16 protein-coding genes, 3 tRNA genes and 1 pseudogene are annotated in these 13,594 nt (G+C 66.0%); 9 read left to right on the forward strand and 11 right to left on the reverse strand.

Annotated features, from left to right (window positions below):
- Positions 1 to 27: 27 nt before the first annotated feature.
- The 6 genes from A5708_RS18280 to A5708_RS18305 all read left to right on the forward strand — a co-directional run bounded on the left by A5708_RS18280 (position 28) and on the right by A5708_RS18305 (position 6,365).
- Positions 28 to 1,374 carry an ABC1 kinase family protein gene (locus A5708_RS18280; RefSeq protein WP_065029967.1) on the forward strand — a complete coding sequence of 449 codons (1,347 nt, stop codon included), beginning with the start codon at positions 28 to 30 and terminating at the stop codon, positions 1,372 to 1,374.
- 68 nt (positions 1,375 to 1,442) lie between these two features.
- A complete protein-coding gene (locus A5708_RS18285) occupies positions 1,443 to 2,291 on the forward strand; it encodes an alpha/beta fold hydrolase (protein WP_419538337.1) in 849 nt (282 codons plus the stop codon).
- A gap of 88 nt (positions 2,292 to 2,379) precedes the next feature.
- On the forward strand, positions 2,380 to 3,240 hold the full coding sequence (locus tag A5708_RS18290; RefSeq protein WP_065029969.1) for a cyclopropane mycolic acid synthase family methyltransferase: 861 nt from the start codon (positions 2,380 to 2,382) through the stop codon (positions 3,238 to 3,240).
- Between the two features lie 197 nt (positions 3,241 to 3,437).
- Positions 3,438 to 4,334, forward strand: a complete 897-nt coding sequence (gene mmaA4, locus A5708_RS18295; protein ID WP_065029970.1) for a hydroxymycolate synthase MmaA4 — start codon at positions 3,438 to 3,440, stop codon at positions 4,332 to 4,334.
- A gap of 102 nt (positions 4,335 to 4,436) precedes the next feature.
- Positions 4,437 to 5,135: a YciI family protein gene (locus tag A5708_RS18300; protein WP_065030067.1), complete on the forward strand. Its 699-nt coding sequence runs from the start codon at positions 4,437 to 4,439 to the stop codon at positions 5,133 to 5,135.
- A gap of 3 nt (positions 5,136 to 5,138) precedes the next feature.
- A complete protein-coding gene (locus tag A5708_RS18305; protein ID WP_065029971.1) occupies positions 5,139 to 6,365 on the forward strand; it encodes an RNA polymerase sigma factor in 1,227 nt (408 codons plus the stop codon).
- Here the strand turns inward: A5708_RS18305 and rplA are convergent.
- The 11 genes from rplA to A5708_RS18360 form a co-directional block, all read right to left on the reverse strand.
- Complete coding sequence (gene rplA / locus A5708_RS18310; protein WP_064951092.1) at positions 6,362 to 7,069, reverse strand: 50S ribosomal protein L1; 708 nt, start codon at positions 7,067 to 7,069, stop codon at positions 6,362 to 6,364. The genes A5708_RS18305 and rplA overlap by 4 nt on opposite strands.
- A gap of 74 nt (positions 7,070 to 7,143) precedes the next feature.
- Complete coding sequence (gene rplK, locus A5708_RS18315; RefSeq protein WP_007767860.1) at positions 7,144 to 7,572, reverse strand: 50S ribosomal protein L11; 429 nt, start codon at positions 7,570 to 7,572, stop codon at positions 7,144 to 7,146.
- Between the two features lie 47 nt (positions 7,573 to 7,619).
- Positions 7,620 to 8,417, reverse strand: a complete 798-nt coding sequence (gene nusG, locus A5708_RS18320; RefSeq protein WP_065029972.1) for a transcription termination/antitermination protein NusG — start codon at positions 8,415 to 8,417, stop codon at positions 7,620 to 7,622.
- Between the two features lie 25 nt (positions 8,418 to 8,442).
- A complete protein-coding gene (secE, locus tag A5708_RS18325) occupies positions 8,443 to 8,889 on the reverse strand; it encodes a preprotein translocase subunit SecE (protein ID WP_065029973.1) in 447 nt (148 codons plus the stop codon).
- A gap of 95 nt (positions 8,890 to 8,984) precedes the next feature.
- A tRNA-Trp gene (locus tag A5708_RS18330) sits at positions 8,985 to 9,057 on the reverse strand.
- A gap of 144 nt (positions 9,058 to 9,201) precedes the next feature.
- A complete protein-coding gene (hadC, locus tag A5708_RS18335) occupies positions 9,202 to 9,702 on the reverse strand; it encodes a (3R)-hydroxyacyl-ACP dehydratase subunit HadC (RefSeq protein WP_065029974.1) in 501 nt (166 codons plus the stop codon).
- Between the two features lie 3 nt (positions 9,703 to 9,705).
- Complete coding sequence (hadB, locus tag A5708_RS18340) at positions 9,706 to 10,134, reverse strand: (3R)-hydroxyacyl-ACP dehydratase subunit HadB (protein WP_065029975.1); 429 nt, start codon at positions 10,132 to 10,134, stop codon at positions 9,706 to 9,708.
- Entirely contained in the window at positions 10,121 to 10,600 is a 480-nt protein-coding gene (hadA, locus tag A5708_RS18345; protein WP_065029976.1) for a (3R)-hydroxyacyl-ACP dehydratase subunit HadA, read from the reverse strand. The genes hadB and hadA overlap by 14 nt, the downstream gene beginning before the upstream one ends.
- A 48-nt stretch (positions 10,601 to 10,648) precedes the next feature.
- Positions 10,649 to 10,816: a 50S ribosomal protein L33 gene (rpmG, locus tag A5708_RS18350; RefSeq protein ID WP_003898538.1), complete on the reverse strand. Its 168-nt coding sequence runs from the start codon at positions 10,814 to 10,816 to the stop codon at positions 10,649 to 10,651.
- A 46-nt stretch (positions 10,817 to 10,862) separates the two neighbouring features.
- Positions 10,863 to 10,936: transfer RNA gene (locus A5708_RS18355), tRNA-Met, on the reverse strand.
- 52 nt (positions 10,937 to 10,988) lie between these two features.
- Positions 10,989 to 11,061: transfer RNA gene (locus A5708_RS18360), tRNA-Thr, on the reverse strand.
- Between the two features lie 199 nt (positions 11,062 to 11,260).
- Here A5708_RS18360 and A5708_RS18365 point away from each other — a divergent pair.
- From A5708_RS18365 to A5708_RS18375, 3 genes and pseudogenes are all read left to right on the forward strand, one after another.
- The gene (locus tag A5708_RS18365) at positions 11,261 to 11,974 is read left to right on the forward strand and encodes an MBL fold metallo-hydrolase (RefSeq protein WP_065029977.1); all 714 of its coding nucleotides are present in this window, start codon (positions 11,261 to 11,263) and stop codon (positions 11,972 to 11,974) included.
- A 69-nt stretch (positions 11,975 to 12,043) separates the two neighbouring features.
- Positions 12,044 to 12,897: pseudogene (locus A5708_RS18370) on the forward strand (hypothetical protein).
- Complete coding sequence (locus tag A5708_RS18375) at positions 12,894 to 13,589, forward strand: crotonase/enoyl-CoA hydratase family protein (RefSeq protein WP_065029978.1); 696 nt, start codon at positions 12,894 to 12,896, stop codon at positions 13,587 to 13,589. Before A5708_RS18370 ends, A5708_RS18375 begins: the two are co-directional and overlap by 4 nt.
- The last annotated feature ends 5 nt before the right edge of the window (positions 13,590 to 13,594 follow it).

The raw sequence follows: 13,594 nt of genomic DNA on the forward strand, positions 1-13,594 counted from the left end.
TCCGTGCCGATTTGGCACACTGCACAGATGAGCTCCGCCAAACATCGAGAGGGCGCCAAGCTCGACCGGGTGCCGTTGCCGGTCGAAGCGGCCCGGGTTGCCGTAACAGGTTGGCAGGTCACCCGCACCGCGGCTCGCATCGTCACCAAGCTGCCGGGCAGGGGTCCGTGGCAGCAGAAGGTGATCAAGCAGCTCCCCCAGACCTTCGCCGACCTGGGACCGACGTACGTCAAGTTCGGCCAGATCATCGCGTCCAGTCCCGGTGCGTTCGGTGAATCGCTGTCCCGGGAGTTCCGCGGCCTGCTCGACCGGGTGCCGCCCGCCGACGCCGACGAGGTGCACAAACTCTTCGTCGAAGACCTCGGCGGTGACCCGTCGGAGCTGTTCGCCAAATGGGACGAGACACCGTTCGCGTCGGCGTCCATCGCGCAGGTGCACTACGCCACCCTGCACAGCGGCGAGGAGGTCGTCGTCAAGATCCAGCGCCCGGGCATCCGGCGCCGGGTCGCGGCCGACCTGCAGATCCTGAAGCGTTTCGCCCAGGCCGTCGAACTGGCCAAGCTGGGCCGCCGGCTCTCGGCGCAGGACGTGGTCGCCGACTTCTCCGACAACCTGGCCGAGGAGCTGAACTTCCGGCTGGAGGCGCAGTCGATGGAGGCGTGGGTGTCGCACCTGCACGCCTCCCCGCTGGGCAAGAACATCCGGGTGCCGCAGGTGTACTGGGACTTCACCAGCGACCGCGTGCTGACCATGGAACGGGTGCACGGCATCCGCATCGACGACGTCGCCGCCATCCGCAAGGCCGGCTTCGACGGCACCGAACTGGTCAAGGCGCTGCTGTTCTCGCTGTTCGAGGGCGGGCTGCGGCACGGGCTGTTCCACGGCGACCTGCACGCCGGCAACCTCTACGTCGACGACCAGGGCCGCATCGTCTTCTTCGACTTCGGGATCATGGGCCGCATCGACCCGCGCACCCGCTGGCTGCTGCGCGAGCTGGTGTACGCGCTGCTGGTCAAGAAGGACCACGCGGCGGCGGGCAAGATCGTCGTGCTGATGGGCGCCGTCGGCACCATGAAGCCGGAGGCCGAGGCCGCCAAGGACCTGGAGAAGTTCGCGACCCCGCTGACCATGTCGACGCTGGGCGACATGTCCTACGCCGACATCGGCCGCCAGCTGTCGACGCTGGCCGACGCCTACGACGTCAAGCTCCCCCGCGAGCTGGTGCTGATCGGCAAGCAATTCCTCTACGTCGAGCGGTACATGAAGCTGCTGGCGCCCAAGTGGCAGATGATGTCGGATCCGCAACTGACGGGCTATTTCGCGAACTTCATGGTCGAAGTCAGTCGCGAGCACTCCTCCGACGTCGAGGTTTAGGAGCTTCTCTGGTGCAGGTCCGCAAGGGGCATGCCATTTCCGGCGATCTGAAGCTGTACTACGAGGACATGGGCGACATCGACGACCCGCCCGTCCTGCTGATCATGGGGCTGGGAGCCCAGCTGCTGCTGTGGCGGGTCGCGTTCTGCGAAAAGCTGGTCGGCCACGGTCTGCGCGTCATCCGCTACGACAACCGCGACGTCGGCCTGTCCAGCAAGACGCAGCACCGCAGCTCGGGGCAGCCACTGGTGATCAGGCTGCTGCGGTCCTGGCTGGGTCTGCCCAGCCACTCGGCGTACCGGCTCGAAGACATGGCCGACGACGCCGCCGCCGTGCTGGATCATCTGGGCATCGAGGACGCGCACATCGTGGGCGCGTCGATGGGCGGCATGATCGCGCAGATCTTCGCCGCGCGATTCCGCAAGCGGACCAGGACTCTGGCGGTCATCTTCTCCAGCAACAATTCGGCACTGCTGCCGCCGCCGGCCCCGCGCGCGCTGCTGGCACTTCTCAAGGGCCCGGCGCCGGACTCGCCGCGCGAGGTGATCATCGACAACGCGGTGCGCGTCGGCAACATCATCGGCAGCCCGCGCTATCGGGTGCCCGAGGAGCAGGCCCGCGCCGAGGCCGCCGAGGGCTACGACCGCAACTACTACCCCCAGGGCGTCGCGCGGCATTTCGGCGCCGTGCTGGGCAGCGGCAGCCTGCGCCGCTACAACCGTGAGACCACCGCACCGACCGTGGTGATCCACGGCCGCGCCGACAAGCTGATGCGCCCGTTCGGGGGGCGCGCCGTCGCGCGGGCCATCGACGGAGCCCGATTGGTGACATTCGACGGAATGGGTCATGATCTTCCACAGCAGTTGTGGGATCAGGTGATCGGCGTGCTGACGAAAAACTTCAGCAGGGCCAGCTAGCCAAAAACACTCGGTAGAAACGCATCCCCGTGATTTTCCGTCCATGTCGCAGGGCTGTACGGTTGGCAGAGAAGGGTGGGTGTCTCAATTGGCCAAGCTGAAGCCATATTACGAAGAGTCGCAGGCGACCTACGACATTTCGGACGACTTCTTCGCGCTGTTCCTCGATCCGAACATGGTGTACACCTGCGCCTACTACAAGAACGACGACATGAGTCTGGAAGAGGCCCAGCTGGCCAAGATCGATCTGGCGCTGGACAAGATGCAACTCGAGCCGGGAATGACGGTGCTGGACGTCGGCTGCGGCTGGGGCGGCGCCGTAGTCCGCGCGGCCGAAAAATACGACGTGGACGTCATCGGGATCACGCTGAGCCGCAACCACTACGCGCGCACCAAGGCGAGGCTGGATGCGATCCCGACGAAGCGGCGCACCGAGGCTCGGTTGCAGGGCTGGGAAGAGTTCGACGAGCAGGTCGATCGGATCATCAGCTTCGAGGCGTTCGACGCATTCAAAAAAGAACGCTGGCCCGCGTTCTGGGATTGGGCCTACAAGACCCTTCCCGAAGGCAGTCGAATGTTGATGCACAGCATTTTCACGCATCCGCAGAACTACTGGCACGAGCACGGCATCACGATCACGATGTCGGATCTGCGATTTTTGCGCTTCCTCGGCAAGGAAATCTTCCCCGGCGGGAACATGTGCGGCGAACCCGATATCGTCGACAATTCCCGGGCCAGCGGATTCTCGCTCGAGCACACGCAATATCTGCAGCCGCATTATGCGCGGACGCTGGACTCCTGGGCGGCCAATCTCGCGGCCAATCGTGAACGCGCCATCGCCATCCAGTCCGAAGAGGTCTACGACCGCTTCATGCGCTATCTGACCGGCTGCGCGGAGCTCTTCCGCAAGGGCATCTCCAACGTCGCGCAGTACACGCTCACCAAGTAGCGCCCGGGCTGGGTGGACGCGAACCAGTCCACCCTGCAAAAGTAGACTCCGTATCCGCGGTCGGGCCCGCGACGCGCACCCGTACCCTTTTCGAAAATACGCCTCGACGTTGGGTATCGTTGCTGGTCAAACGCGACCCCTCCGATGCGTGCGCGGGTTGTAGGAAGTGAACCTCATCGGAGGAGAACAGGACGAACATGGCTGAGCAACCGACTAGCCCGACGAAGACGCGGACGCGTTCGGAGGACATCCAGGCGCATTACGACGTTTCCGACGACTTCTTCGGCCTGTTCCAGGACCCCTCGCGGATCTACAGCTGCGCCTACTTCGAGCGCGACGACATGAGCCTGGAAGAGGCCCAGTACGCCAAGATCGACCTCAACCTGGACAAGCTGGACCTCAAGCCGGGCATGACCCTGCTCGACATCGGCTGCGGGTGGGGCACCACGATGAAGCGCGCCGTCGAGCGGTTCGACGTCAACGTCATCGGCCTGACGCTGTCCAAGAACCAGCACGCCCGCGCCCAGGCGCTGCTCGATTCCACGGACACCGGCCGCTCCCGCCAGGTCCGCCTGCAGAACTGGGAGGACTTCAACGAGCCCGTCGACCGCATCGTGTCGATCGAGGCCTTCGAGCACTTCGGTCACGAGAACTATGACGATTTCTTCAAGCGGACCTTCGACATCATGCCCGACGACGGCCGGATGACCGTTCAGAGCAGCGTCAGCTACCACCCGTACGACCTGGCCGCCCGCGGCAAGAAGCTGAGCTTCGAGACGGCGCGGTTCATCAAGTTCATCGTCACCGAGATCTTCCCGGGCGGCCGGCTGCCGTCCACCCAGATGATGGTCGATCACGGCGAGAAGGCGGGATTTATTGTGCCCGAGCCGCTTTCGCTGCGGCCGCACTACATCAAGACGCTGCACATCTGGGGCGACACACTCGAGTCGAACCGGGAGAAGGCCATCGAGGTCACCTCCGAAGAGGTCTACAACCGCTACATCAAGTACCTGCGCGGCTGCGAGCACTACTTCGGCGACGAGATGCTCGACGTCAGCTTGGTGACCTACCTCAAGCCGGGCGCCTCGAACTAGTCGGCCTTATTTTCGCGCCGCCCGTCGGATTGGCGCTGCGCGGTTCGTCGAGTAGGTAGAGAGTGGAGCACACGGCTTCGCTCACTACCGGAGGTGACGAACATGCAGTACTTCGCCTTGTTGATCAGCAAGGAACAGGACCGTACGCCCGACGATGCCGCCACCGCGATGGCGGCCTGGGAGAACTTCCACGCCAAGGCCGCATCGGCGATCAAGGCCGGTGACGCGCTGGCCCCCGCGGCGGCCGCGGCGGTGATCAACGGCGGCCCGGACGCGCCGACCGTCACCGACGGCCCCTTCGCCGAGACCGCCGAGGTGGCGTGCGGCTACTACGTCTTCGAAGCGGACAACCTGGACGAGGCCCTCGCACTGGCGCGTGACGTCCCGATCGCCGCGTTCGGGGCGGTGGAGCTGTGGCCGGTGGTCCAGTCGATCGAGCCGGCGCGCAACCTGACCGGCAACGACTGGCTCGCGCTCCTGCTGGAACCCCCCGCCACCGCGCACACGCCGGGCACCCCCGAGTGGGAGGCGGTCGCCGCCAAGCACGCGGATCTGCACGCCGCCGCCGGTGATCACGTGCTGGGCGGTGCCGCGTTGCACGACCGTTCCACGGCGACGACCGTGCGGGTGCGCGATGGCGAGGTCCTCATCACGGACGGGCCCTATGTCGAGGGCGCCGAGATCGCGACCGGGATCTACCTGCTGGGCGCCACCGACCGCGACGAGGCGATCAAGATCGCGTCGATGATCCCCGCCTCGACCGTGCAGGTGCGCCAACTGGCGGGCATCTCCAGCCTGTAGCGAATGGCCGACCTGGACGGCGTCTTCCGCCGGGAATGGGCCCCCGCCGTGGCCGCGCTCGCGCGGTGGTCGGGTGACCTCACCGTCGCCGAGGACGCCGTCCAGGAGGCCTGCGCCGAAGCGCTGCGCACCTGGCCGCGCGACGGCGTGCCCGAAAGCCCGGGCGGCTGGCTGGTGACCGTCGGCCGCAACCGCGCCCGGGACCGGCTACGCCGCGAATCGGTGCGCCCCGGAAAGGAATTGGCGGCTTGGAGAAGCAACGTGGACGACATCAGGGCGCGCACCGATCGCACCGATCCGCATCCGGTACGCGACGACGAGTTGCGGATGATGTTCACCTGCGCCCACCCGGCTCTGGACCGGCAATCCCAGTTGGCCCTGACGCTGCGGTTGGTGTCCGGTCTGACCGTCGGCGAGATCGCTCGGGCGCTCCTGCAGACCGAGGCGGCCGTCGGTCAGCGAATCACGCGCGCCAAGAACAAGATTCGGCACGCCAACATCCCGCTGCGGGTGCCGCCGGCCGAGTTGCTGCCCGAGCGCACGCCGCACGTGTTCGGTTGCGTGTATTCGGTCTTCACCGAGGGCTACTGGTCGACAGCCGGTCCGTCGGCCATCCGCGACGACCTGTGCGACGAAGGGATCCGGCTGGGCGCCGAGCTGTGCGCGCTGCTGCCCGACGAGCCCGAGGCGCACGCGCTGTCCGCCCTGATGCTGCTGCACGATTCGCGGCGCGCGACCCGGGTGGACGACACGGGAATGCTGGTGCCGCTGGAGGACCAGGACCGGCGCCGATGGGACCGGGGGCGCATTTCACGCGGGCTCGAGCGGTTGCGTCGCGCCCAGGGCTCGACGGGCGCCTACCTGCCCCAGGCCGTGATCGCCGCGCTGCATGCCACGGCACCGTCCTGGGAGCGGACCGACTGGGTGACCATCTGCGCCGCCTACGACCGGCTGTTCGGATTGACCGGCTCGCCGGTGGTGGCCGCCAACCGGGCGCTGGCGATCGGGTTTCGCGACGGGCCCGACGCCGGCCTGGCCGCCCTGGAGAAGGTGGCCCACGATCCGCGGCTGACCCGGTCCAACCTCGTCGCGACCGTGCGCGCCGACCTGCTGCGGCGCGCGGGCAGACCCGCCGATGCGCTGCCCTGGTATCGAGAGGCGTTCCAGGCCAATGGATCCGACCCCGGCCGCGCGTTTCTGCGGCGGCGCATCGTCGAGTGCGGGGGTTAGGACTCGGAGAAGTTGCGGGTGACGGCCGGGTCGACCGGGATGCCCGGTCCGGTGGTCGTCGAGACCACGATCTTGCGCAGGTAGCGACCCTTGGAGGCGGACGGCTTGAGCCGCAGCACCTCGTCCAGCGCGGCGCCGTAGTTCTCGGCCAGGGCCTTCTCGTCGAACGAGGCCTTGCCGATGACGAAGTGCAGGTTGGCCTGCTTGTCCACCCGGAAGTTGATCTTGCCGCCCTTGATGTCGGCCACGGCCTTGGCGACGTCGGGGGTCACGGTGCCGGTCTTGGGGTTCGGCATCAGGCCGCGGGGACCGAGCACGCGGGCGATGCGACCGACCTTGGCCATCTGGTCCGGGGTCGCGATCGCGGCGTCGAATTCCAGCCAGCCGCCCTGGATCTTCTCGATCAGGTCGTCGCTACCGACGATGTCGGCGCCGGCGGCCTGGGCCTGCTCGGCCTTGTCGCCGACCGCGAACACCGCGACGCGGGCGGTCTTGCCGGTGCCGTGCGGAAGGTTGACCGTGCCGCGGACCATCTGGTCGGCCTTGCGCGGGTCGACGCCGAGCCGGATCGCCACCTCGACGGTGGAGTCCTGCTTGCTCGACGACGTCTCCTTGGCGAGCTTGGCCGCCTCCAGCGGGGAGTAGAGGTTGTCGCGGTCCACCTTCTCGGCGGCGGCGCGGTATGCCTTGCTGTTCTTGCTCATTGATTAATCCAATCTGGTGTTGGGTCGTGGTTAACTCGGGCCGAAGCCAGCCCTCCCACGGTCTTTGGCGGTTATTACTCGACGGTGATACCCATCGACCGGGCGGTGCCGGCGATGATCTTGGCGGCTGCGTCGATGTCGTTGGCGTTCAGGTCGGCCTTCTTGGTCTCGGCGATCTCCTTGACCTGGTCCCAGCTGACCTTGGCGACCTTGGTCTTGTGCGGCTCGGCCGATCCCTTGCCCACGCCGGCGGCCTTGAGCAGCAGCTTGGCGGCGGGCGGGGTCTTGAGCGCGAAGGTGAAGCTGCGGTCCTCGTAGACCGTGATCTCCACCGGGATGACCTGGCCGCGCTGGTTCTCCGTGGCAGCGTTGTATGCCTTGCAGAACTCCATGATGTTGACACCATGCTGACCGAGCGCGGGCCCGACCGGCGGCGCCGGGTTGGCCTGCCCCGCCTGGATCTGAAGCTTGATCAGCCCGACGACTTTCTTCTTCGGGGCCATGAGATTGTGCTGTTCCTTCCTGGTTTACGCCGGGCGTATGCGCCGGTTTAGAGCTTGGAGACTTGGCTGAAGGTCAATTCGACCGGGGTTTCGCGGCCGAAGATCGACACCAGCACCTTGAGCTTCTGCTGTTCGCCGTTGACCTCGCTGATGGTGGCCGGCAGCGTCGCGAACGGGCCGTCCATGACCGTCACCGATTCGCCGACCTCGTAGTCGACCTCGATGGCCGGGCGTTCCAGCCCGCCGACCTCGGCGGCGGCGGCCGTGGTGGCCGCACCCTTGGCGGCCTTCTTCGTCGCGCCGCGCGGCAGCAGGAACTTCACCACGTCGTCGAGCGTCAGCGCCGACGGACGTGAGGTCGCCCCGACGAACCCGGTGACGCCCGGGGTGTTGCGCACCGCGGCCCACGAGTCGTCGGTCAGGTCCATGCGCACCAGGATGTAGCCGGGCAGCACCTTGCGATTGACCTGCTTGCGCTGACCGTTCTTGATCTCGGTGACCTCTTCGGTGGGCACCTCCACCTGGAAGATGTAGTCACCGACGTCGAGGTTCTGCACACGGGTTTCGAGGTTGGCTTTGACCTTGTTCTCGTATCCCGCGTAGGAGTGGATGACATACCAGTCGCCGGGCTTGCTGCGCAGCTCCGCCTTGAGCGTGGCGGCCGGGTCGGCCTCTTCGGCCGACTCGTCGGGCGCCTCGGCGGCCTCGGTCGTCTCGTCGGCGGCCTCGTCCGCAGTCGCCTCGGTGACCTCAGTGGCCGCAGAGGTGTCCGTGGCCTGCGCCTGCGCGGCTTCGTCCACGTCGACCGCTTCACCCGCGGACGGGTCACCGTCGAAGGTAGTCACGGTTTGAGTCCTCTCTGTCACTCGCTCAGCCGAACACCAAGAGCACCAGCTTGGTCAGGCCGAAATCCGCCAGGCCGACCAGCGCCACCATGAAGGCCAGGAAAGCCAGCACAACGGAGGTGTAAGTGAGCATCTGCTTGCGGTTGGGCCAGATGACCTTCCGCATCTCTGCAACGACCTGCTTGAGGTAGTTGTAGACGAACACGAAGGGGTTGGCCCGATGGTCGCCGACCCTGGTCTTTGCGGCCTTCTTGGCTTTGGCGCCCTTCTTGGTCTTCTCCGGCGCCGCGGCCTCGACGTCGTCCGCCGACTCGGCGTCTTCGCCGGCCTCGGCGGCCCGCTGCCGGGAACGCTTGCCCGTGGGGCGCTGTGGCCGCGTCACCACCGCCGTCCGACCGCCGCTCGCGCGGCCGTCCTCTTTGTCAGTGCCGTCGCTTGCGGCGTCGTTGGCAACGTCGCCTTCGTCGCTCACCGCATGCTCCTTTGTTTGCTCGTACTTCGCGAACCGTCCCGCCTGTGGTGGGAACTTTCTTCCAGTGTCCACCATGCCAGGACGTTCGCCATTAGCAGGGGCGACAGGACTTGAACCTGCAACCTGCGGTTTTGGAGACCGCTGCTCTGCCAGTTGAGCTACGCCCCTTCGCGGTTGGCAGGCCAACCTGCGCTTACCTACCGGGGCCTACATGACACGCGCGCCTTCCGATTGCTCGACTCACGGAAAGCGCGCTAATGCTGGGAAAACCCCGAGGACCGAGTGTACATCGACGCGCGAGTCAGATACTAATTACGCCGTTCTGACGACCTGGCCGGACTCCGGGTCCCAGCGCAGGTTCGCGGAGTTGTCGGCGTACTGACTCATCAGCGTGGTGTAGGCCTCCAGGACCACCTCACCTCGATCGTTGGTGCAGATGTTCTTGGTGACCACGATGTCGGCACCGAAACGCTCGTCCACCGATTGGATCTCCATCCGCGCCCACAGCTTGTCGCCGGCCTTGATCGGCTTGGAGAACACGAACCGCTGGTCGACCTGGACGATCACCAGCGTCTCCATGCCGATGTCGACGTGCCGGAAGAAGTCCAGCTGGACCAGCTTGGCGAAAATCGTCCCGAAGGTCAGCGGCGCGACGATCGCGTCATGACCGAGGTCGGCGGCAGCGTCTTCCTCGAAGTGGGCCGGGTGCCGGTTCTTGATGGACAGTGCGAACTGGCGCAGTTGTTCCCGCCCTACAACAAAGTAGTCCGGGTAGCGCCAGATCATCCCCCTGATGTCTGTTTTGAGCGCCATCGGCTATGCGAGTATTGCGGACGCGATGGCCCTGCCGAAGATCTTCTTGCCGCCGGTGGTGGCCGTGAGCGCGATGGTCACGGACTTGGTCTCGGGATCGGCGGACTTGACCCGGCCGTTGAAGACCAGTTCGGCGCCCTTCCCGTCGTTGGGCACCGGCACCACGGCGGTGAACCGCACGTTGTACTCGGTCACGGCACCCGGGTCACCGATCCACGCGGTGACGTAGCCGCCGCCGATGCCCATGGTCAGCATGCCGTGCGCGATCGCGGTGTCCAGACCGACGACCTTGGCCATCTCGTCGTCCCAGTGGATCGGATTCAAGTCGCCAGAGACGCCCGCGTAATTCACCAGATCCTGTCGGGTCAGCGGGTAGGTCTTCTCCGGAAGCAGGTCACCCACCTTCACGGAGCTGAACTCACGCAGTGGCATCAGTAAATCCCTCTTCTCCATCCTCGCCGGCACGGCCCGCCAGGGTCGTGTAGGTCTCTTGCACGACGTCACCGGCTTCGTTGGTGATGACATTCTTGGTGACGATGATCTGGGTGCCGTGCGACACCCGCACCGAGTCCACGTAAACGTCGCAGTAGAGCTTGTCCCCGGCGACGAGCGGGGCGAAGTACTTCAGCACCTGGTCGACCTGAACGATCTGGGCGTCGTGGACGGCGATGTTGGCGTACTTGAAGAAGGCAGTCTGCGCCTGGTAGCCGAACACGCAGACGAACGTCAGCGGGGCGAGCAGTCCCTTGTAGCCGAGTTCGGCCGCCGCCTTCTCCTCGAAGAACCAGGCGTCGTCGTTCTGCACGGCCGTCGCGTGCTCGCGGATCTTCTCCCGCTCCACCTCGTAATGATCGGGGTAGCGGTAGTGCATCCCCACGATGTCTTCGGTTAACGGCACGGTTCTTAAACTACCTAGTCAATCGGATTAAACGCCCGCGGGTGACCGCTAGCGTGTCTCCCGATGCGCCTGGTGCTTACCGCAGTTGGGGCAGAACTTCTTCAGCTCCAGCCGGTCCGGGTCGTTCCGGCGGTTTTTCTTGGTGATGTAGTTACGGTGCTTGCACACCTCGCATGCCAAGGTGATCTTCGGCCGTACGTCGGTACTGGAAGCCATGACGGTTCTCTCTCGATTCCTTCAAAAAAGCTGTGCTGTTGTGTTGTAGCGATGGCCGGACTCGAACCGGCGACCTAACGATTATGAGTCGTTCGCTCTAACCGACTGAGCTACATCGCCTCTGGCCACCCCTTTTGGGGTCGGGGCCGCCACGCCTGCTCGGCGTCCGCCGAGCCCCCTAACGGAATCGAACCGTTGACCTTTTCCTTACCATGGAAACGCTCTACCGACTGAGCTAAGGGGGCCGTTCACCCGAAGCGAGCAGTCCGCGCGGGCCTAAAAGAGGGTACAGCCTGGCTCGCAGCGGAACCAAACCACGGGTATTGCGGAGCTCCACCGCCGGTGCGGTTGCCACCTTCTTCCTCATGCGCCGACGGTGCCCACCGGATAGCGGCCGAGCCGGGCCCGAAACGGCGGTGCCGCGCGGGGTCCTAGTCTGGTCACGTGCCCGAGGACCGGCTGTACTTTCGTCAACTGCTCTCCGGTCGCGACTTCGCTGCCGGCGACATGATCGCGACGCAGATGCGCAACTTCGCCTACCTGATCGGCGATCGGCAAACCGGTGACTGCGTGGTCGTCGACCCGGCCTATGCCGCAGGCGATCTGCTCGACGCGCTCGAGGCCGACGGCATGCACCTGTCCGGGGTGCTGGTGACCCACCACCACCCCGACCACGTGGGTGGATCGATGATGGGGTTCGCGCTGGCCGGCCTTGCCGAACTGCTGGAGCGGGCACCGGTGCCGGTGCACGTCAACACCCATGAGGCACTGTGGGTTTCGCGGGTCACCGGGATAGGCCTGGGCGATCTGACCCCCCACGAGAACCATGACAAGGTCAGCATCGGCGACATCGAGATCGAGTTGCTGCACACCCCGGGCCACACGCCGGGCAGCCAGTGCTTTCTGCTCGACGGCCGTCTCGTCGCCGGCGACACGCTGTTCCTGGAGGGCTGCGGGCGCACCGATTTCCCCGGCGGGGACTCCGACGAGATGTACCGCAGCCTGCAGCGGCTCGCGACCCTGCCCGGTGACCCGACGGTTTTTCCGGGCCACTGGTATTCGGCGGAGCCCAGCGCCTCGCTCTCGGAGGTCAAGCGTTCCAACTACGTGTACCGGGCCTCGGACCTTGGTCAATGGCGGATGCTGATGGGCGGCTGAGCTTCCCAGGATCGCTCGGTCACGACCATTCGGCGGCCGCCCCTGTGATATAAGCGGAGGGTGGATTCCATGGGTTGGATCCAGGACAGCTGGCATGATGTCACGCACGTCGGGTCCAGCACCTGGATAGCGTGGGCAGCGTGGGCGGCAATCGTCCTGGCGATCGTCACGCTGATCTTCACCAACAGCCAGATCAACCGCAATCGCCGCGCCGCGGCCGAGCAGACGCGCCCCCAGGTCGCGATGTTCATGGAGCCGCATTCCGCCGACTGGCACGTGATCGAACTCGTCGTCCGGAACTTCGGCCGCACCGCGGCCTACGACATCGGGTTCTCCTTCGTCAATCCCCCCACGGTGGCCGAATACGAGAACGCCACCGACGGCTACGCCGACGTCATCGAACTGCGGCTCCCCCGCGAGCTGCCGATGCTGGCGCCCGGCCAGGAGTGGCGCATGGTGTGGGATTCCGCGCTCGACCGCGCCGAGATCGGCAGCGGCATCGAATCCCGCTTCACCGGCGCCCTGACCTACTACGACCGGCCCAACCATTCGCAGGGCCGGCGGTTCTGGGAGCGGGAGCGCTCGCCGCTGCACAACGACGTCGTGCTGGACTGGGACGCCCTGCCGCCCGTCCAGCGCATCGAGTTGATGACCACCCATGATCTGGCGAAGCGGGAGAAGGAGAAGCTGGAGCTGCTGCGCGGCCTGCTGACCTATTTCCACTACGCCAGCAAGGAAACCCGCCCCGAGGTGTTCCGCAGCGAGATCGAACGGATCAACGCCGCGGTACGGGAAACCCAAGACAGATGGCGCACCCGCCAACTCGACGAACCCACCGATGTGAGCCTGCGCTGGAGTAACGCCGAAGACGAACTGGGCAAACACCACAGCCAGCCCGCCTGACGGCAAGGAGCAACCGATGAACGCCCCGGTCCACTACAGCATCAAGGACTCCATCGCCGTCATCAAGATGGACGACGGCAAGGTGAATGCGCTGGGCCCCACCATGCAGCAGGCCCTGAACGACGCGATCGACACGGCCGAGGCGGACAACGCCGGGGCGCTGGTGATCACCGGCAACGACCGGGTGTTCAGCGGCGGCTTCGACCTGAAGATCCTGACCTCCGGGGAGGTGCAGCCCGCGATCGACATGCTGCGCGGCGGGTTCGAGCTGGCGTATCGCCTGTTGTCGTTTCCCAAGCCGGTGGTGATGGCCTGCACCGGCCACGCCATCGCGATGGGGGCGTTCCTGTTGTCGGCGGGCGATCACCGGGTGGCCGCGCACGCCTACAACATCCAGGCCAACGAGGTCGCGATCGGCATGGTGATCCCCTATGCCGCGTGCGAGATCATGAAGCTGCGCTTGACACCGTCGGCCTACCAGCAGGCCGGTGGCCTGGCCAAGACCTTCTTCGGTGAAACCGCGCTCGCCGCAGGCTTTATCGACGAGATCGTGCTGCCGGAGGTGGTGGTCGACCGCGCCGTAGAGGCCGCGCGGGAATTCGCCGGCCTGCATCAGCACGCGCACGCCGCCACCAAGTTGCGCACCCGGGCGGACGGCCTGGCGGCCATCCGCGCCGGCATCGACGGGATCGAAGCCGAATTCGGGGTGTGAGCCGC

The organism is Mycobacterium colombiense (assembly GCF_001672755.1).
Classification (GTDB): Bacteria; Actinomycetota; Actinomycetes; order Mycobacteriales; family Mycobacteriaceae; genus Mycobacterium; species Mycobacterium colombiense_C.

Excerpts from the sequence above, each read along its gene's own strand:
- A5708_RS18300 (WP_065030067.1), top strand. The coding sequence starts at position 4,437 with ATGCAGTACTTCGCCTTGTTGATCAGCAAGGAACAGGACCGTACGCCC.
- rplA (WP_064951092.1), bottom strand. The coding sequence starts at position 7,069 with ATGAGCAAGAACAGCAAGGCATACCGCGCCGCCGCCGAGAAGGTGGAC.
- hadC (WP_065029974.1), bottom strand. The coding sequence starts at position 9,702 with ATGGCGCTCAAAACAGACATCAGGGGGATGATCTGGCGCTACCCGGAC.
- rplK (WP_007767860.1), bottom strand. The coding sequence starts at position 7,572 with ATGGCCCCGAAGAAGAAAGTCGTCGGGCTGATCAAGCTTCAGATCCAG.
- mmaA4 (WP_065029970.1), top strand. The coding sequence starts at position 3,438 with ATGGCTGAGCAACCGACTAGCCCGACGAAGACGCGGACGCGTTCGGAG.
- A5708_RS18280 (WP_065029967.1), top strand. The coding sequence starts at position 28 with ATGAGCTCCGCCAAACATCGAGAGGGCGCCAAGCTCGACCGGGTGCCG.
- A5708_RS18305 (WP_065029971.1), top strand. The coding sequence starts at position 5,139 with ATGGCCGACCTGGACGGCGTCTTCCGCCGGGAATGGGCCCCCGCCGTG.
- A5708_RS18285 (WP_419538337.1), top strand. The coding sequence starts at position 1,443 with ATGGGCGACATCGACGACCCGCCCGTCCTGCTGATCATGGGGCTGGGA.
- rpmG (WP_003898538.1), bottom strand. The coding sequence starts at position 10,816 with ATGGCTTCCAGTACCGACGTACGGCCGAAGATCACCTTGGCATGCGAG.
- hadB (WP_065029975.1), bottom strand. The coding sequence starts at position 10,134 with ATGCCACTGCGTGAGTTCAGCTCCGTGAAGGTGGGTGACCTGCTTCCG.
- A5708_RS18375 (WP_065029978.1), top strand. The coding sequence starts at position 12,894 with ATGAACGCCCCGGTCCACTACAGCATCAAGGACTCCATCGCCGTCATC.